Source organism: Catellatospora aurea, assembly GCF_042663325.1.
GTDB lineage: Bacteria > Actinomycetota > Actinomycetes > Mycobacteriales > Micromonosporaceae > Catellatospora > Catellatospora aurea.
On the sequence record NZ_JBHTAC010000015.1, the window covers coordinates 127,344 to 145,958 of the forward strand.

Genomic DNA, 18,615 nt, shown 5'->3' on the forward strand with positions numbered 1-18,615 from the left:
CCATGTCGATGACATCGGGTGAGACCCTGCCGTTCCCCGACCGCGCCTATGCCGACCTCGTCGCCGACCAGGCCGCGGCGGCTCCCGACGCGATCGCGGTCCGGCAGTGGGACACCGTGCTCACCTACCGGCAGCTGTGCACGGCCGCCGACGAGCTGGCCGCCGCGCTGCGCGCGAACGGCCCGCAGCCGCTGGTCGGCGTCTGCGCCGACCGGCAGCCGATGCTGGTCGCCGGGCTGCTCGGGGTGCTGGCCTCGGGCGCGGCCTACGTGCCGCTGGACCCCGCCCTGCCACCCGCACGGCTGCGCGACATCGCCCGCGAGGCAGGCCTGCGAACCGTCGTCTGCGATACGGTCGGCGCACGGGCGCTCGACGGCACCGACCTCCACCTGCTACCGCTCCCGCAGACGCCTGGTCCGGATGCGCCGACGGGAGCCTCGGTCCAGGCGGCTCCGGCAGGTGGCGACGACCTCGCCTACGTGATGTTCACGTCGGGGTCGACGGGTCGGCCGAAGGGCGTGATGATCCCGCACCGGGCGCTGACCGAGTTCGTGACCAGCCTCGCCGTGATCGCCGGGCTCACCCGCGACAGCGTCTCGCTGGGTTTCGCGTCGATCGGATTCGACGCTTCCGTCATCGACATCCTGGCCCCGCTCGCGGCTGGTGGCACGGTCGCGCTCGTCGGGACCGCCGACCGGGCCGACCCGACCCGCTTGCAGGGGTTCTGTGCCGGGCACCGGGTCACGGTCGCCTTCGTGCCCCCGGCGCTGCTGCCCGTGCTGGACCCGTCCGGCCTGCCCGAGCTGCGGGTGGTGCTGACCGGCAGCGAGGCGCCGGGGCCGGAGCAGGTGGCACGTTGGACGTCCGGGGGTCGCCGGTTCCTCAACCTGTTCGGTCCCACCGAGACGACGGTGCTGGTCACCTGGTTCGAGGCGAGCGGTGACCGGGACCGGCCGCTGCCGATCGGCCGCCCGGCCGCCAACCACCGGGTGCACGTCGTCGACGAGCACCTGCGCCCGGTCGCCGACGGCGTACCCGGCGAGCTGCTGGCCGGGGGAGCCGGGCTGGCCCTGGGTTACCTGGGCGCGCCGGAGCTGACAGAGGAGCGGTTCGTGCCCGACCCGTTCTCCGAGGTGCCGGGCGAGCGGCTGTACCGCACCGGTGACCTGGTGGTCCGCCAACCCGACGGGCTGCTGCACTTCCTCGGGCGCGTCGACCGGCAGGTGAAGATCCGGGGTCAGCGCGTCGAGATCGGCGAGGTCGAGGCGGTGCTGCGCAGCCACCCCGAGGTCGGGCACGCCGCGGTCGCGGCGGTCGACAGCCCGGGTGGCAAGCAGCTGGTCGCGTTCACGACCGGTGCCGCGACCGCACAGGCGCTGCACGAGCACGTCGCGGCCCGGCTCGGGCCCGCGATGGTCCCCACCAGGATCAGCGTGGTGCCGCACCTGCCGTTGCTGTCCAGCGGCAAGGTCGACCTGGACCGGCTCGTCGCGGAGACCGGCTCCGTGGGCGGGACGCCGTTCGCCGCGCCGGCCACACCGGCGGAGGCCGAGGTCGCCGCCGTCTGGGCCCAGCTGCTGGGGCTGGCCCGGGTCGGCCGCGACGACGACTTCTTCGACACCGGCGGGCATTCCATCACCGCGATGCGCCTGGTCGCCGCCCTGCGCCCGCGCCTGCGCCGCGACGTGGCGATCGAGGACGTGCTGCAGGGCCGCACCCTGCGGGCGATCGCGGCCCGCGCGTCGGCCGCGGCCGTGCTCGGCGACGAGCCGCCGGTACGCGGCCGCCCGCCCGCGCTGTCGCCCGCCCAGCAGCGACTGTGGTTCCTGGAGCGCTACTCGCCCGAAGCCGCCGCCGCCTACAACATCGTGCTCGCCGAACGGCTGCGCGGACCCCTCGACGAGCAGGCGCTGCGCGCCGCGCTGACCGCCGTCGCCGAGCGCCACGAGGTGCTGCGCTGGCGCATCCCGGACGCGGACGGGGTGCCGTACGCGGTGCTCGATCCGGTGGGACCGGTGCCGCTGCCGGTCACGGACCTGAGCGCGCTGTCCCCGGCCGAACGGGAAGGCGAGCTCGCCGCGCAGCTGGCCGCGGAGGCGGGTGGGCGGTTCCGGCTGGCCACCGACGCGCTGTGGCGGCACCGGCTGTTCCGGCTCGGCGAGGACGAGCACGTGTGGGCGGTCACCGCCCACCACGCCGTGTTCGACGGCTGGTCACAGGCCATGCTCTACGACGACCTCGCCGCCGCGTACGCCGGCGCGGCCCTGCCGCCGCTGCCCGCCACCTACGGTGACTACGTGGCCTGGCGGGCCGAGCGGCGCGAGCAGCGCGCCGACACCGACCTCGGCTGGTGGACGTCCCACCTGGACGGTGCGCCGACCGTGCTCGAGGTGCCCGGCGACCGGCCCCGGCCCGCCGAGCAGACCTACCCCGCCGGCTACTGCGGCGCCTGGCTCGACATTGACACCACCGCCGACCTGCACCGTTTCGCCCGCGAGCACGGCGCGACCCCGTCGGCGGTGCTGCTGGCCGCGTTCGGGCTGGTCCTGGCGAGCTGGGCCGGGCAGGACGAACTCGTGATCGGCACCCCGGCGGTGGACCGCCGCCACCCCGACTTCGAACCGATGGTCGGCTTCTTCGTCGACATCACCCCGCTGCGGCTGCGCGCCGACGCCGCGGTCGGTTTCGCCGAGCACGTGCGCGCGGCCCGCGACGAGCTGATCGCCGCGCTGGCGCACCCCGAAGCGCCCCTGGAACGCCTGGTGCAGGCGTTCGGGCTGGGCGGTCAGACGGTCCGCAGCCCGCTGGTCCAGGTGCTGTTCAACGTGTTCAACTTCGCCGCCCCACGGCTGGACCTGAAGGGCCTGGTCAGCGAGCCGGTGCCGGTGCCCGCGCCGGGCTCGGCGTTCGACCTGACGCTGTACGGCGTGGAACGCGACGGCCGGATGCGGCTGGAGATCGTCCACAACAGCGACCTCTACGACGTGTCCCGGATGGACCTGCTGCTGGACTCGCTCCGGCAGGTGATCACCCGTGGTGTCGCGGCGGGCGACCTCACCGGCGGCGAGCTGGCCCCGTCGCGCGGTGTCACCGCCGTCGCCTCCCCTCGGGCCACGGCACGACCGCAGCGACCGGAGAACACCGCAGGCGCACCGCCCATCACGCCGACCGAGCACGCCGTCGCCGCCGTGTGGTGCGAGGTCCTGGGCCGCGAAGCCGTCGGGGTGACCGACAACTTCTTCGACTCCGGCGGCGGCTCGCTGGCCGCGGTCACCGTGCAGCAGCGGCTCAACCGGATGCTCGGCCGGGACCTGCGCGTCGTCGACCTGTTCCGCCACCCGACCGTACGGGCGCTGGCGTCCTTCCTCGACGGTGTCGCGACCGCGGGCGACCCCGACGACGCGGTGGAACTGGCGTTGCGCCGGGGCGCGGCCCGGCGTGCGCGGACCCGGCACCGCGCCGCGACCGAAGGAGATCACCGGTGACCGACGACCTGACCGACGACCAGACCGATGGAGCTGAGCCCATCGCGGTGATCGGCATGGCCTGCCGGGTGCCGGGCGCGCCCGACCTGGCCCGCTTCTGGGACAACCTGGTCGCCGGGAGGTCCGCGCGTACCGAGCTGAGCCGCGAGCGCCTGCTGCGCGCCGGGGTCCCGGCCGAACAGCTCGACGACCCCGACTTCGTGCCGGTCGGCTACCTGCTCGACGACGTCGAGGACTTCGACGCGGGCCTGTTCGGCCTGACCCCGCGCGAGGCGGCGCTCGCCGACCCGCAGCACCGGCTGTTCCTGGAGCTGTGCCACAGCGCCCTGGAACACGCGGGCTGGGACCCGGCCCGCTTCCCCGGCGACATCGGCGTCTACGGCGGACGGGGCATGGAGACCTACCGCTGGCAGCACATCCACGCCAACCGGGCGATCATGGCGGTTACCGACCACACCACGATCGGCAACGGCAACCACGCCGACACGTTCACCACCCTCGCCTCGTACCACCTGAACCTGCGCGGGCCCAGCGTCGGCGTCTACACGGCCTGCTCCACCTCGCTGGTCGCCGTGCACATGGCCGCCGAGGCACTGCGCGCGGGCGAGTGCGACATGGCGCTGGCGGGCGGCGTCAGCATCGAGCTGCCCGGCGACCGGGGCTACCTGCACCGCGAGGGCGCGGCCGACTCCGCCGACGGGCACTGCCGCCCGTTCGACGCGGCCGGCTCCGGGGTCGTGGCCGGCAGCGGCGGGGGAGTCGTGCTGCTCAAACGGCTCGCCGACGCGGTCGACGACGGCGACCAGGTGTACGCCGTGGTGCTCGGCAACGCGGTCAACAACGACGGCGCGGCCAAGGTCGGCTTCACCGCGTCCGGGGTCGCCGGGCAGGCCGCCGCCGTCGCCAACGCCCTGGCCACCGCGGGCGTCGACCCGCGCACCGTCACCTACGTCGAGGCGTCGGCGACCGGCAGCGCCCTCGGCGACGCCATCGAGGTCGAAGCCCTGACCTCCGTGTACGGCCGCGGCCGCGCCGACCGGCAGTGGTGCGCCCTGGGCTCGGTCAAGTCGAACATCGGCCACCTCAGCCAGGGCGCGGGCGTCGTCGGTCTCATCAAGACCGCGCTCGCCCTGCACCACGGCCGGATCCCGGCCAGCCTCGGCTACACCGCGGCCAACCCGGCCCTGCACCTGCACGAGAGCCCGTTCTACGTCAACGCGGCCCTGGCCACCTGGGAGACGGGCCCGACACCGCGCCGAGCCGCGGTCAGTTCCTTCGGCATCGGCGGCACCAACGCCCACGTCGTGCTCCAGCAGGGCCCTGTCCGCGCACCGCGGCCCGCCGCAACCGGGCAGGCCGCGTCCGCGCCGTCCGGAGCGCCACCGGCCCCGGAGCGGTCGTCACCGCACGCGGCGGCCGGCAGCAGCGCCGCCCCTGCCACTCCGGCCGTCCTTGAACCGGGCAGGCCGCAGGCGCTCATCGTCTCGGCGCGGTCGGCGGCGGCCCGTGACGCCGCCGTGGCGCGGCTTGCCGACCACCTGGCCGCAGCCGGTGACCCGGACCTGGCCGACGTCGCGTTCACCCTCCGGGCGGGCCGGGCCGAGCATCCCTACCGCGCCGCCGTCGTCGCCACCGACGGGCCCGACGCGGTAGTCGCGCTCCGCGACCCGCAGCGCCGCCTGTCCGGCATCGCCGTGGCCAACCCGCGTGTGGTCCTGCTGTTCGGTGACCAGGCACCCGGACCGGTCGGCCTCGGCCTGTACGACGCCGAACCGAAGTTCGCCGCCGCCGTCGACGGGTGCGCCACGGCGGCCGGGCGCGACGCCCGGGAGCTGCTGGCAGACCCACTGCTCGCCGCGTTCACCGCCGGCTACGCCACCGCGCGGCTGTGGCAGTCGTGGGGCCTGCGACCGGCCACGATGCTCGGCCACGGCGTCGGCGAGTACGTCGCCGCGACACTGGCCGGGGTCTTCGACCTGGCCGACGCGCTGCGCCTGGTCGCCCTGCACGGGCGGCTCGCACGCGAAGCCGCCGGGACCGCGTTCACCGTTTCGGCCGCCCCGGACAGGCTCGCCGCGCTGCTGCCGCCGCAGGCGTCGATCGTCGCCGTCGACGGCCCCGCTACCTGCGTCGTCACCGGCCCGGCCGAACTGCTGGAGCGGCTCACCGAACCCTCCGGCCGCAAGATCGCGACCCGGCGGCTGCGCACCGTGCACGCGTTCCCGCCGGCCGTCACCGAAGCGATGCTCGCCGAGCTGACCGCCGCGGTGGCGGCCGCCCGCCCGGCCGCCCCGAGCAGCCCCTACCTGTCCTGCCGCACCGGGCTACCGATCACCGCCGACCAGACCCGCGACCCGGCGTACTGGGCCGGCCTGCTGCACGAACCCGTCCGGTTCGGACCCGGTGTCGCGACGGCGCTGGCCGGTGGCGCGACCGTGTTCCTGGAGTGCGGGCCGGGTCGCCGGCTTGCCGGTCTCGCCCAGATGCAGGCGCCCAAGGACGGCCCCGCCCCGCTGCACAGCCTGCCCGCCGACCCCGCCGACGACCTGCTCACCTGCTACGCCGCGGCGGCCGCCCTGTGGGTGCACGGGGTGCCGCTGACGTTCGACGGCGCCGGCCGGCGGGTGCCGCTGCCCGGCTACCCCTACGAGCGGACCCGCCACTGGATCGACCCCGATCCGCCGGTGACCGTCCAGGTCCTCCCTGCGGCGGCGCCGTCCACGGCCGGGAACGGCGCGACCACGGGCGGCACGGCCCATACCGGAACACCGCCGACCGGCAGCGCCACGGGTGCAGGAAGCGCGGCGGAGCCGGAGGTGGCGGCCGCTCTCGCGCCGATCTGGACCTCGCTGCTGGGCATCGAGCGGATCAAGCCCGACGACGACTTCTTCGCCATCGGCGGCACGTCGCTGACCGCGGTGCAGCTCGTCGCCCAGGTGCGGGCGTCGTTCGGGGTGCGGCTGTCGATGCGGCTGATCTTCGACGCGCCGACGCTGGACGCCATGGCCCGGACCATCGAGCAGCGCCGGGCCGCCGCCAAAGCCAAGGCGTGACCGTCAGGCCCGCTTGACCAGCTCCGACAGGCGGATGTCGGGCTCGTCGACCACGGTGCGCAGCACGCGCTCGTACCCGTCGGCGAGCCCGGCCACCACCGGTTCGGTCAGCAGCCCCGTGTCGTAGACGAACGTCGTCGACAGGCCCTGCGGGCCGGGCCGGGCGTACACCATCAGGTCGTGCAGCACCTTCGGGATGCCCAGGCCGAAGTCCTCCACGGCCAGTCCCGGCAGGGCGAGCCGGCTCGCGACCTCGACCTCCTCGTGCAGGAACATCGCCTGGAATCCCTGCGCCCGGCCGGGATGAGACGGCTCGTCGAGCGCCGCGACCACCTGCCCCCACGGCAGGTCCTGGTGGTCCAGCGCGTCGATCACCGTCTCCCGGGTGCGCGCCAGCAGCTCCCGGAATGTCGGGTCGCCGGACAGATCGCCGCGCAGCGCCAGCGCGTTGTTGAACAGCCCCACCAGCCGGGCCAGCTCCGGCCGGGTGCGTCCCACCCCGGCCACCGGGATGCCGATCGCGAAGTCGTCCCGGCCGCTCGCCCGGTACAGCAGCACGTGCAGCGCCGCGAGCAGCACCATGAACCGCGTGCACCGCGCTGCCCGGCCCAGCTCCTCGACCCGCCGGCCCAGCTCCGGGTCCACGGTCCGGGCGAGCTGCGCCGCGGGCGCGCCCTTGACCGCGGGCCGCGGCAGCGCGTCGATCAGCTCCAGCGGCGCCAGCCCCGCCAGCTGCTCGCGCCAGTACTCCCGGTCCTCGTCCTCCTTCTCCGTGTCCGCGACGGACTGCGACCAGGCGAAGTCACCGTACTGGACGGGCAGCTCGGGCAGGTCCGGCTCGGTTCCCGCGACCAGCGCCGGGTAGAGCAGGCCGAGTTCGCGGTCGATGACGCCGAGCGAGGCCCCGTCGGCGAGGATGTGGTGGATCGTCATCCGCCACACGTGGTCGTCGTCGGCCAGCCGCAGCAGCGACGTGTGCACCAGCGGGCCGGTCCGCAGGTCCAGGGCCAGGGTGCGGCGCTCGTTCAGCAGCTCGCGGGCCCGCTGCTCGCGCTGGTCGCCCGGGAGGTCGCGCAGGTCGAGCACCTCCATCGTGATGCCGTTCGCGGGGCCGACGACCTGTACCGGTCCGTCCGGCCGGTCGGCGAACAGGGTGCGCAGGATCTCGTGCCGGTTCACGACCGTGTCGACGGCACGCGCCCAGGCGTCGGCGTCCAGCGGGCCGCGGAACCGGTGCACCAGGTCCACCAGCGGCGACATGCCGCTGGGGTGGGTCGTGCACAGCAGCCACCAGCGGGCCTGCAACGGGGTCAGCGGCAGCTCCACCAGATGTGACGGCCGGACGTTGACGGGCGATTCCGCTGTCACATCAAGCATGGTGAACATCCTGGAGTCGGGTGCGGACGGTGTCCAGCCGTTCGTCGTGTTCCTAACCGCTTTCCAGGGCCCGGTTCAGTTCGGACAGGTGCCGGTCCAGGAGTGCGGCCTGGGCGCGTACCGCTCGGGTCCGGTTCTCGGTGAGGGCACGATCGTGGTCGATCGCGGCCCGCACCGCAGACAGCACCGGCTCGGCCTCCAGCCGCGCGAGCGCGGCTGCCGCGGTCTTGGGTGGCAGGGGCCGCTCGGACACCAGCCTGCGCAGCCCGTGCCGGGCCCGCACCGTCCACCGGCCGTCGGCGTAGCGGAGGCTGACCCGGGGCCCGGTGGCAGCGCCGGCCAGCCCGTACAGCGCGGGCAGCGGCTTGCCGTCGCCGGGCTTGGGCGGGGGAGGTGCGGTGTCGTCGAGTTCGCGCCACAGCCGGTGCCCGATCACCGGGGTCAGCGTCACCGCGAAGTACAGGCCGGTCGCGACGAGGATCGCGTTGCTCAGCCCCAGAAACTGCACCAGGTATCCGGCGAGCAGGCCGCCCAGCGGCGCGCCGCCGAACGCCACCGCCGTGATGATGCCGCCCATCCGCGACAGCATCTCCTTCGGCGTGCGCTGGTAGATCATCGCGCTGACCGTCGGGTTGAGCGACGACATGAAGATCCCGCCGACCAGCGTCACCACGACGATCACGAGCAGGTCGTCGGTCAGCGCCAGCACGATGAAGCGCGGCACCCCGCCGATCAGATACCCGGCCACCAGCATCGGGTAGCGCGGCATGATCGGCGCGACCCAGGCGACGAGCACGTTCCCGGCGATGAGCCCCAGCGCGTACGCGGTGGCGACCGCGCCCAGCGCCGCCGGGTCGTCCATCGTCTGGTACACCCACAGCGGCACGAACACCACGGCGCTGGCCTGGTTGAACAGGTTGGTGAAGAACAGCATCCCGGTCACGGCGCGCATCAGCCGGTTGCGCCGGAACCAGGTGAACCCCTCCCGCAGCGCGGTGAAGTAGGGCACGGCCGTCTTCGCGTCGGCGGCCGCCGTCACCGCGGCCCGCACCGGCACCATCAGCACCACCGCGACCGCGTACGTCGCCGCGTCGATCCAGATCCCGCCGATCGGCCCGAACACCACCACGGCGATCCCCGCCAGCGACGACCCGGCCAGCGTGGACGTGCGCAGCACGCCCTCGCGCACCGCCGCGACCCGGGCGTAGTCGCTGCCCGCCGCGCCCATCAGCGGCACCACCATGGTCGCCTTGGCCCGGTCGCCCTGCGCGCGCAGCACCCCGAGCACCGCGACCAGCGCCAGCAGCAGCCCGAACCCGTGCGCGCCGACCACGGCGACCGCCGCCATCACCGCGACACTGCCCACGTCCGACCACAGCGACGTACGCCGGGCCCCGACCCGGTCCTGCAACGGCGCGGCGAGCACCCCGCTGACCACGTACGTCAGCGTCTCGGCACCGGCGACCAGGCCGACCTTCACCGGGTCGCCGGTGGTGACCAGCACCAGCCACGGCACCGCGAAGAAGGTCATCCGGGTGCCGATGTTGGAGATGGCCTCCGCGGCGATGAGCCTGACCAGGTCGGCGCGGTGGCTTCGGGGCAGCGTGTCCAATCCGGATCAGGCCGCCCGCACCGGCTCGGTCACAGTCCCCTCCACGGCTGCTCCGCCACCGGTCGTCGTCCGGCGGGAAGCACAGCATAGAGCCACGTCGTTGGGGCCCACCGATGCGTCACACTGTCCTGTTTCCGCACCGCGCGGGCGGTTTCCACACGCGCGAACCCCGGTGAGCGGACGACTGTACGCCCGATAATGGGGGTGTTCAGCTGCGGTTACATCCCGAAAGACACCCGGTCGGCAGGCCGGGCGTCGATGATCGGAGGGGAGCGGCGGGCGGATGAGCACGATGTTGGCGGTGCGGGCGCACGCCCGAGGCGGCCCGGAACAGCTCGTCTACGAGCGGGCGCCACGGCCCGAGCCGGGGCCGGGCGAGGTGCTGGTGGCAGTGAAGGCCGCCTCCATGACCCCGCAGGAGCTCACCTGGCCGGAGACCTGGACATACACCTCGGACGGCTCAGGCCCCGAGCGCACCCCGGTCACCCCGTCGCACGAGTTCTCCGGCGTTGTCGCGGCGACCGGCGCGGGCGTCGACAGTCCGGCCGTGGGCGAGGCCGTCTACGGCCTGATCCCGTTCACCCTGAACGGCGCGGCCGCCGAGTACGTCGTCCTGCCCGCCGACGTCGTGGCCGCCAAACCCGCCACCGTCGACCACGACCACGCGGCGGCGCTGCCGCTGGCGGCCCTGAGCGCCTGGGAGGCGCTACGCGAACACGCCGACGTGCAGCCGGGGCAGCACGTGCTGGTGCTGGGCGGCGGGGGTGGCGTCGGCATGTACGTGGTGCAGCTCGCGGCCGCGCTCGGGGCCCGGGTGAGCGCCACCGCGTCGGCCGGTGATCTCGAATTCGTCGAAGGCCTGGGAGCGGAGCAGGCCATCGACTACAAGCAGCCGAACCTCGCCGACCATGTCCGGGATGTGGACGTCGTCGTCGACGTCGCCGGAGCGACCGCACAGGCCCAGGCGTGGCCTGTCCTGAAATCCGGCGGCATCCTGGTCGCCATCGCCGCCCCACCCGACCAGCAGGAGGCCCAACGCCACGGCGTACGCGCGACGTACTTCATCGTCAAGCCCGACCGGGAGGCCCTGCGGGCGATCGCGGAACTCGTCGACGCCGGCAAGGTGCGTGCGGTGCTCGACCGCGTGCTGCCCCTGGCCGAGACCCGCTCAGGCTACGAGGCCCTCGAACACGGCCGCCGCCGCGGAAAGATCGTCATCCACGTCGCCGATTAGTCGCGTTTGTCCGCGGCCAGCTCGGACAGCTGGTCGAAAGTCCGCTCCAGGACGGCCCGCCGCTGCTCCTTGAAGCCTGGCGCGGGCTCCAGCCCGCCGATGGCCCCGTCCCAGGCGGCCAGGAACCGGGTCTTCCAGCCGTCGATGACCTCGGGCTCGGGCAGCCCGGCGCCGACCCAGCCCTGCTGGGCGATGAGGTGCAGCAGCTCGAGGTTGCACGGCACCGCGACGCCCCAGTACTCGTCGGGCTCGATCTCCACCGGATCACCGGACATCGCCTCGGTGACCTCGCTGATGAGCCGGTCGGTCAGCATCGACAGGTGGTCGGCGGCGGTGTCGTCGTCGAAGTTCCCACTTCCCCAGGTCCCCATGCCTACCTCCTGCGCCGGTTGCCGCAGGCAGCCTACCGACGAGGAGGGACAGTTTCGAACCCTCCTGACCGATCCCGCGATCCCTGACCCCTACCCGCCGGTGCGAGGTCGCACCTCAGTCGTGGACCTAGATGATTTGTTGTCGCCCTGACGACCACAAATCATCTAGGTCCAGGTCAGGCTGCCTGCATGGAGGAGTGGGAGTGGGTGTTGTTCGCGCAGAGCAATGTGGTGACCTGGGCGCAGGCCAGTGGGATGTTGACGCCGGGGAAGGTGCGCCATCGGGTGCGCACCGGGCGGTGGCGGCAGGTGTGCCGGGGTGTGCTGGTGGTGGGCGAGGGACCGTTGAGCGTCGACCAGCAGCGCTGGATCGCTGTGCTCGCCGCGGGACCGGGTGCGCGGCTGGCCGGGCTGGCCGCGGCGCGAGCCGGGGGTCTGCGGGGCGGCTTTCGGGAGGAGCGGGTCGATGTGCTGGTGCCCGCCGGCGGGCACCACGCCGACCTTTTTCGCCGGCTGCCGCTGGACATGCCTGCGGTGAAGGTGCGCCGCACCGGGCACCTGCCCGAGCAGGACTGCCAGCTCGCCCGTCCGGTGCGCACCAGCATGGCCCGGTCGGTGGTGGACGCGGCGTCGTGGGCGCGGTTGCCCGATCAGGCCCAGCAGGTGATCGCGGCTGCCTGCCAGCAGCGTCTGGTGACGCCCGACGAACTGTCGGAGGTGTTGGGCAGGTTGCGACGGGCTCCGCGTCGCGAGTTGATCCTCGCGACCGTACGTGATGCCGCTGGCGGTGCGGGCAGCCTCGCTGAGATCGACTTCGTGCGGTTGTGTCGGAAGTACCGGCTGCCCGCCCCTGACCTGCAGGATCGGCGGGTCGACGCGAGCGGGCGGGTGCGCTACCGGGACGCGTACTGGCGGGCGTACCGGCTGCATGTCGAGGTCGACGGCGGGCACCACATGGACGCCGGGCAGTGGGAGGCGGACATGCGGCGGCAGAACGACATCTGGACCGGCGGCGATCGCATCCTGCGCTTCACCTCGCACCAGGTCCGCAATAGACCTGACGAGGTCGCCGCCGCGCTCCGCGCCGCGCTGACCGCGGCCGGCTGGCCCGGACCTCGGCGAGATTCCGGATCGAGATGATTTGTTGTCGCTGGAACGACAACAAATCATCTCGATCCAGCGCCGTCAGTCGAGGACGCGGTGGTCGGCGTGCAGGGAGCGGTCGAGGCGGACGGTGATGAACTCGTTGTCGTCGGGGCGGCCCGGGGTGCGGCCGGACGAGAACGGGAAGTTGTTGTCGTTCAGCACCGCCAGGGTGCGGTTGTCGAGGATCAGCACGTCCTCGATCGTCTGGAACGGGAAGCGGAACGTGTCGGCGGTGCCGCCCAGGTGCTTCGGGTCGGCGATGTTCAGCAGGTCGGCGACCAGCGTCTTGTCGACCAGGCCGTCCCGGTCGCGGTCGGCCAGATCGATCAGGTAGATCTTCTTGAACGCGGCCGCGTCGCCCTGGTTGTTGTCGCGCTCGATGACCAGGAAACGCTGCTTGTCGACCGCGATGAAGTCGCCGATCGCGTTCGACGGCGACTCCAGCCGGTATGTCCAGCGCCTGGCCGTGTACACCCCGGCGGCCCGGTCGAACTGGTTGATCCGCAGCGTGCCCGCGGTGTCACCGCTGACCGTGCCCTCCAGCAGCGGGTACAGGTACCGGCCGTCGACGGAGGCGGCCATGCCCTCGAAGCCCTTGCTGCTGCCCAGATTCGCGGTCACACCCTGCCGCGCCGCGCTCTCCGGCGCGTTGATACCCGGCAGCGGCACCGGAGCGGCCAGCATGCGCCCGGCCCGGTCGAAGTGCAGCAGGTACGGGCCGAACTCGTCGCCGATCCAGTAGCTGCCGTCGGCGGCCTTCACGATCGACTCGACGTCGAAGTCGGCCCCGGTCAGCACCCGGTCGGCCCGGGTCAGCGACCACGACACGAACCCGGCCGGGTCGGTGAGGTTGATCCCGCCGACGACGTCGACCTGCTTGGTGCCGAAGTCGGGAATGACGCGCTGGATGCGCAGCACGAAGTCGCCACTGTTGTTGATGTTGCCGTAGCCGTTGTCCGACAGCACGTCGTAGCTGCCGTCGCCGTTGCGGGCGATACCGCTGAAGCCCTGCACGGGCTGGTCGGCGAACGGCGGCGTGACCCCGTTGACCGGCGCGGTGCCAAGCTGCGAGCCGGACGGGTCGCTGGCGGGCACGAACGTCAGCGCGGGCAGCTTCGCGAAGCCGGTCAGCACGGCCGGGCCGAAGTCACCGGTCCGCTCCGCCTCGGCCGGGGCCGCGGAACCACCGGTGGGCAGGGCGATCGCCAGGGTCAGCACGGACAAGCCGGTCAGGGCCAGCCGGGGCAGACGAGTCATGAGTCCTCCTCGAACGCAGAAATCGCCCCGGACGTTAGGCATCCCGGTTGAACCCGCCGAGAACGCCCGCTCAACGGCGCATGGAGATCGCCGTGCGGACCAGGCGTCGAAGCGCCCGCGGGTTGTTCAGCGCCGCTTCCACCAGGACCGCCGGGGCGGGTCGGCCGCCGGCGCCGACCCGCACAGGGACTGCGCCGTCTCCTTGCTGATCAGCTGCGAGATCTCCCTGGTGGCGCAGTTGACCAGGATGCCGTGGCAGTCCGGGCCGTCGGCCGCCATCCGCAGCACGACCTCGCCGGAGATCCCGGCGTCGAAGCGCGGTCCGAAGACGCGCAGGAAGACCTCCGGGTCCGCGAAGGTCATGATCCGGCTGAGTCCGTCGCCGTGGGACGTGCTCGCGACCGTGAGCCCTGCCGTCGGAGACGATGTCAGCGCGACCTTCTCGCCGCATCATCATGTTGGTCATCACCCCGACCGTCGAAGTCCGGAACAGCGTGATGAACCGCTCGAAAGTGGCCGCGTCGGGAGAAATAGCGTGTGCGACCAGGGCGTCGGACAGCGGGGTCTCGGTCACGCGGCGAAACGATAATGGAGATCGGTCCCGGCCGTGGGCCGTGCATACTCTGCCGGGTGAGCACGCTTTATCTGGCCCGGGTTCGCGATCAGCAGCCGGTGGCGGATGCCGCCGGGCAGCGGGTCGTCGTCGAGTGCGTGACCGTGCACCCGGACGCCGGACTGCCGCCGCACGCCACCGAGGGCAGCGAGGCCGAGCGACGGTTCGTGCTTCGGCTGATCATCGATGGTGACGCGGCGGGCGACGACGAGGATCCGGAGCCGTCCCCGACCCGCCAGGACGCCGTCGACGAGCACGGTTTCGCCAGGTCGGCGGTGCCGGTCGTGGGCAGGTCGGCGGTGCTCGACCTCGGGTTCGACGACGGCTTCTGGCAGGAGCACCGCACGCGGTGGTGGGCCATCGCCGAGGTGGTGCCGGGCGTGCCGGTGCGGGAATGGCCGGCCGAGCCGAGTGACTCCTGCCCGTACCAGGTGGCGACGTTCGAGGCGGTGCTGCGCCCGGGTGTGCTGCGCCGCCCGCGCCCGGACGTGTACGGGAGCACCGCCTACTGGTGAGCGGTCAGAAGCGGTTGCGTACGCGCATCGTGCTGGGCCGCCCGTCGGGGTCGCAGATCAGCTCGTAGACGAGCCGGGCGGGCAGCCGCCGCAGGCCGCGCACCTTCGGCGGGTCGTAGCGGCGCAGCCGGGTACGCGGGCGAGGACCGACCTGCCCGGATGCGTGCCAGTCGTCCAGTTCCCGGGCCGCGGCGGCGAACAGGTCGAACGCGGCCGCAGGATCGGCCAGCCGCGGGTCCGCCTCGCCGAGGTGCTCACTCATCAGCTCCAGCCGGAGGTCGCGGGCGTACGACGGCTCAGCCGACTCGTCCACGACGGCGCAGGTCAGCTCGGAGTCGTACGTCCACGAGCGCAGGTTGAAGTTGTCCGACCCGACGGTCGCCCAGGTGTCGTCGACGATGCACGACTTCGCGTGCACGTAGATCGGCGTCCCGGCGGCGTTCTCCAGGCCGTACACGGCGACCCGGTCCCCGCCCGCCCTGCCCAGCACCTTCATGGCCTGCTTGCGCCCCCACGACTCGGCGCGCGACACCGCGGGTGAGGCCGCGTCCGGCGCGAGCGGCACCACGCAGATCAGCCGCAGCTCGGGGTTGTTCCGCAGCGCCTGCGCGAACGGCTGGATGACCCGGGCCGACCACAGGTACTGGTCCTCGACGTAGATGAGCCGCTCGGCACGGGCCAGCGCCTTGAGGTAGCCGCGGGCGATGCTGCGCTCGCCGCGCGGGGCGAACGGGTAGCGCCCGAGCCGCCTGCGCGGGTAGGTGCGCAAGGTCTGCACGCTGTGGGTGCCGCAGCGCGGCGGGTCGGGCAGCGGCTCGGGTAGCGCGGGGACCTCGGTGCGCAGCCGGGACAGCTTGTCGCGGGCCCAGTCCAGCAGGTTGAGGGACAGCGCGCTGGGGTCGTCCCAGCGTTCCCGGAAGACGTGCTCGACGTCGCCGACGGCCGGTCCGCGCAGTTCGAGCTGGATGTCGTGCCAGGGCGGGTTCGGGCCGTAGACCTCGGCCATCGGCGGGGCCAGCGGGTCGCCTTGGTGGTCGGTGTCGTCGTTGCGGCCCCGGCACAGGTCGATGCCGCCGACGAAGGCGACGTCGCGCTCGGGGCGGCCGGGGTGGCGTACGACGAAGAGTTTCTGGTGGTGCGAGCCGCCGAAGCGGACCCGCATGTCGAGCAGCACGTGCGCGCCCGCGGCCTGCAGTTCCTCGGCGAGCTGGCGGTTCTGCGGCGAGCTGAAGTGCAGCCAGTCCGGGTGCGAGCGCCACAGCAGCCCGTACACCTGCACGCCGCGCCGGGCGGCGTCGCCGAGGACCTTGGTGACCTGGGTGCGCGGCCCGTCGAGTTTCTCGTCGGGGTCGCCGCGCCAGTCGGTGAACATCACGACGTCCCCGGCCTGCGTGTCGTTCAGCACGCTGACCAGCTCGCTGAAGTAGGCCGCTCCGTGGACCAGCGGCCGGGCCAGGTTTCCCGGGCTCCAGGCCAGTCCGTCGGCGTGGCGGCGGTCGATGCCGGTGGCCGGGTTGCCGCGCTCGTCGGCGGCCAGGAACCAGGAGTCGGGGGTCACGCCAGCGACCGTAGCCCCGATCCACCCCGCCGCGGGAGTGGCGAATATCGCGAAGATCGCCGTTTCGGGGCAGGAAATGCGGTCTGGCAGCACTTTCCGACCCGAAACGGCGATCTTCGCCGTCGCGGCGGGCCGTCAGACCGCGCGGGCCACCGCGATGGTGCCGTCGAGGCGCGGGCCGGCCTCGTAGAACATGTACTGCACGCCGCCGTCGGTGCCGAAGCTCGCCGCGGCGCTGCGGCCGCGGTCGGGCCAGGCGTCCATGGCGTAGTGGAAGACGCCCAGGTGCACCTCGCGGTCGAAGCTGTTGCCGACCTCGGTGAGGTACATGTCGCCGCCGTTGCCGTGGTAGACGACGTACGTGGTGTTGTTGCGCTTGAGGATGTGCGGCGCGGCGATGTCGGTCTGCCCGTCGGGGCCGGGCGTGACCAGCGGCGTCGGGTCGAACGAGAAGGTCTTGCCGTCGGCCGACCAGCCCCAGAAGATCTTGCGGGTGCCGTTGGTGACGCCCATGAACACCATGACGTACTTGTTGCCCAGGCCCGGCACGGCGTGCTCGAACACGCGGGCGTACGACGTCTCGGTGCAGTTGGGGATGACGCCGGTGTGCAGCACCCGCCCGAAGTAGGTGAAGTTGACGCCGTCGGTGGACCAGGCCATCCGGGTGGTGTTGTTCTCGCCGTGGAAGTACAGGTAGAACTTGCTGTTCGCGGCGTTCCAGATGACGTGCGGGGACGACACGTGGCTCACCGAGTAGTGCGGCGACCAGACGTTGGACACGATCGGGTTGTTCGGGTACTCGGTGAACTGGCCGCTGAGCGAGTCGCCGTAGGCGAGGCAGATGCCGCCCGGGGCGTCGTGCGGGGCGTAGTACAGGTAGTACCTGCCCAGGGGCGAGCTGATCTTGTCGTACACCCCGCGGATGCACGGGAAGATCAGCTCGTTGGTGGGGTTGTAGCGCAGGTTGGCCTTGTTGAACGGGGTCCCGATGTACTGGTACGTCGGGAAGCCCGCGGGGGCGGCGTGGGCCGGGCTGCCCAGGGCCGAGGCGGTGAGCCCGCCGGCCGCGGCGGCCGCGCCCGCGACCAGCAGCTGCCGCCGGTTGAGGAGCGGTTTCATCGGTGGTGCCTCCCATCGATGGAGATAACCGAAAGTAACGGTGAGTCTCGGGTTCGCGGCGCGCGGCCGTCAAGGGGCTAATACGAATTAGTTCAGGAACTTCTGCCCGGACGATTTTCGTTGTGGGCCTTGACGAAGCGCCTCGAAGGCCGCAGGATCTCATCTCACCGAAACACCTAATGCGCATTAGCCCGAGGATTGGACACGCACCGTGACCGGAGCCCGCAGGCGGGTGACCCAGCAGGACATCGCCCGCATGACCGGCGTCAGCCAGGCGACCGTCTCGCTCGTCCTCAACGGACGGTCCGACGCCGACGTCAAGCTCTCGGCCGAGACCCGCGAGAAGGTGCTGCGGGCCATCGCCGAGACCGGCTACGTCGCCGACCCGATCGCCCGGCGGCTGGCCGCGCGGCACAACCGGATCATCGGCGTGTTCACCTACGAGCCGGTGTTCCCCAGCGCGAACAGCGACTTCTACCACCCGTTCCTGGTCGGCATCGAGCAGCAGGCCGAGGTCCTCGGCTGCGACCTGCTGCTGATGACCAGCGCGCCGGTGGTCGACGGGCGGCGGCGCATCTTCCACGGCGACAACCGGCTGCGCCTGGCCGACGGCAGCGTCCTGCTCGGTCGCACCATCGACCGCACCGACCTGGCCCGGCTGCTGGCCGAGGAGATCCCGTTCGTGTCGATCGGCCGACGCGACGACGCCGGCGGCCCGGTGCCCTACGTCGGTGCCGACTACGCGGCTGCGACGTCCGAGATCGTGCGCCGTGCCGTGGCGCTGGGGCACGACCGGCTGGCCTACCTGGGCCTGGGTGCGGGTCCGGAGTCGTGGGCCGACCGTGGTCGCGGATTCCGGGAGGCGGTGGCCCAGGCGGCGGCCTACGGCGCGCACTACGCGCCGCCAGGTGACCCCGTGGAACCGGCCGGCGACGCCGCGATCGTCGTGCGGGACACCGCAGCGGTCCTGGACGCGGCGCTGGCCGCGGGGGTCACCGCGGTGGTGGCGGAGGAGCACGCCGACGGGGTCGCGCTGTACGAGCTGGCCCGCGAACGCGGGGTTTCGCTGTCGGTGGCGACGCTCGGGGAACCCACCCGGGCCGCGCTGCCGACGGCGGTGGAGTTCACCAGCCTGCGCATACCGCGCCAGGCGATGGGCGCGCAGGCCGTCGAGGTCCTGACCGCCCTGATCGAGGGCGCGCCCGGCGAGCGGCAGCGCCTGCTGCCGTGCGAGGTCGTGTCCGGCGAGACGCTCAGCGAAAGAGGTAATTGACG

General features: G+C 72.8%; 13 protein-coding genes. 6 read left to right on the forward strand and 7 right to left on the reverse strand.

The window, feature by feature from the left end:
- Positions 1-2: 2 nt before the first annotated feature.
- Together ACFQO7_RS17250 and ACFQO7_RS17255 are read left to right on the forward strand one after the other, a co-directional pair.
- Positions 3-3,485, forward strand: a complete 3,483-nt coding sequence (locus ACFQO7_RS17250; protein WP_376807280.1) for an amino acid adenylation domain-containing protein — start codon at positions 3-5, stop codon at positions 3,483-3,485.
- A complete protein-coding gene (locus ACFQO7_RS17255; protein ID WP_376807281.1) occupies positions 3,482-6,538 on the forward strand; it encodes a type I polyketide synthase in 3,057 nt (1,018 codons plus the stop codon). Before ACFQO7_RS17250 ends, ACFQO7_RS17255 begins: the two co-directional genes overlap by 4 nt.
- Before the next feature lie 3 nt (positions 6,539-6,541).
- On the opposite strand, the gene ACFQO7_RS17260 is transcribed toward ACFQO7_RS17255, so the two are convergent.
- Positions 6,542-7,906 (reverse strand): condensation domain-containing protein, encoded by a 1,365-nt coding sequence (locus ACFQO7_RS17260; RefSeq protein WP_376807282.1) that lies wholly within the window; start codon positions 7,904-7,906, stop codon positions 6,542-6,544.
- 61 nt (positions 7,907-7,967) lie between these two features.
- Positions 7,968-9,527 carry an MFS transporter gene (locus tag ACFQO7_RS17265; RefSeq protein ID WP_376807283.1) on the reverse strand — a complete coding sequence of 520 codons (1,560 nt, stop codon included), beginning with the start codon at positions 9,525-9,527 and terminating at the stop codon, positions 7,968-7,970.
- 283 nt (positions 9,528-9,810) lie between these two features.
- On the opposite strand from ACFQO7_RS17265, the gene ACFQO7_RS17270 reads away from it, so the two are divergent.
- Positions 9,811-10,761, forward strand: a complete 951-nt coding sequence (locus ACFQO7_RS17270; RefSeq protein ID WP_376807284.1) for an NADP-dependent oxidoreductase — start codon at positions 9,811-9,813, stop codon at positions 10,759-10,761.
- Here the strand turns inward: ACFQO7_RS17270 and ACFQO7_RS17275 are convergent.
- Complete coding sequence (locus ACFQO7_RS17275) at positions 10,758-11,132, reverse strand: DUF4259 domain-containing protein (RefSeq protein WP_376807285.1); 375 nt, start codon at positions 11,130-11,132, stop codon at positions 10,758-10,760. The genes ACFQO7_RS17270 and ACFQO7_RS17275 overlap by 4 nt on opposite strands.
- A 189-nt stretch (positions 11,133-11,321) precedes the next feature.
- Here ACFQO7_RS17275 and ACFQO7_RS17280 point away from each other — a divergent pair, with 189 nt between their 5' ends.
- Complete coding sequence (locus ACFQO7_RS17280) at positions 11,322-12,272, forward strand: endonuclease domain-containing protein (protein ID WP_376807286.1); 951 nt, start codon at positions 11,322-11,324, stop codon at positions 12,270-12,272.
- 45 nt (positions 12,273-12,317) lie between these two features.
- On the opposite strand, the gene ACFQO7_RS17285 is transcribed toward ACFQO7_RS17280, so the two are convergent.
- Positions 12,318-13,535, reverse strand: coding sequence for an esterase-like activity of phytase family protein (locus ACFQO7_RS17285; RefSeq protein ID WP_376807287.1), 1,218 nt, complete (start codon positions 13,533-13,535; stop codon positions 12,318-12,320).
- 126 nt (positions 13,536-13,661) lie between these two features.
- The gene (locus ACFQO7_RS17290; protein WP_376807288.1) at positions 13,662-13,898 is read right to left on the reverse strand and encodes a hypothetical protein; all 237 of its coding nucleotides are present in this window, start codon (positions 13,896-13,898) and stop codon (positions 13,662-13,664) included.
- Positions 13,899-14,165: 267 nt separating this feature from the next.
- Between ACFQO7_RS17290 and ACFQO7_RS17295 the strand changes: the two genes are divergently transcribed.
- On the forward strand, positions 14,166-14,663 hold the full coding sequence (locus tag ACFQO7_RS17295; protein ID WP_376807289.1) for a hypothetical protein: 498 nt from the start codon (positions 14,166-14,168) through the stop codon (positions 14,661-14,663).
- Between the two features lie 4 nt (positions 14,664-14,667).
- On the opposite strand, the gene ACFQO7_RS17300 is transcribed toward ACFQO7_RS17295, so the two are convergent.
- Both ACFQO7_RS17300 and ACFQO7_RS17305 read right to left on the reverse strand, forming a co-directional pair.
- Positions 14,668-16,221, reverse strand: coding sequence for a phospholipase D family protein (locus ACFQO7_RS17300; RefSeq protein ID WP_376807290.1), 1,554 nt, complete (start codon positions 16,219-16,221; stop codon positions 14,668-14,670).
- A gap of 135 nt (positions 16,222-16,356) precedes the next feature.
- A complete protein-coding gene (locus ACFQO7_RS17305; RefSeq protein WP_376807291.1) occupies positions 16,357-17,340 on the reverse strand; it encodes a glycoside hydrolase family protein in 984 nt (327 codons plus the stop codon).
- Between the two features lie 211 nt (positions 17,341-17,551).
- Between ACFQO7_RS17305 and ACFQO7_RS17310 the strand changes: the two genes are divergently transcribed.
- Positions 17,552-18,613 (forward strand): LacI family DNA-binding transcriptional regulator, encoded by a 1,062-nt coding sequence (locus ACFQO7_RS17310; protein WP_376807292.1) that lies wholly within the window; start codon positions 17,552-17,554, stop codon positions 18,611-18,613.
- Positions 18,614-18,615 lie beyond the last annotated feature (2 nt).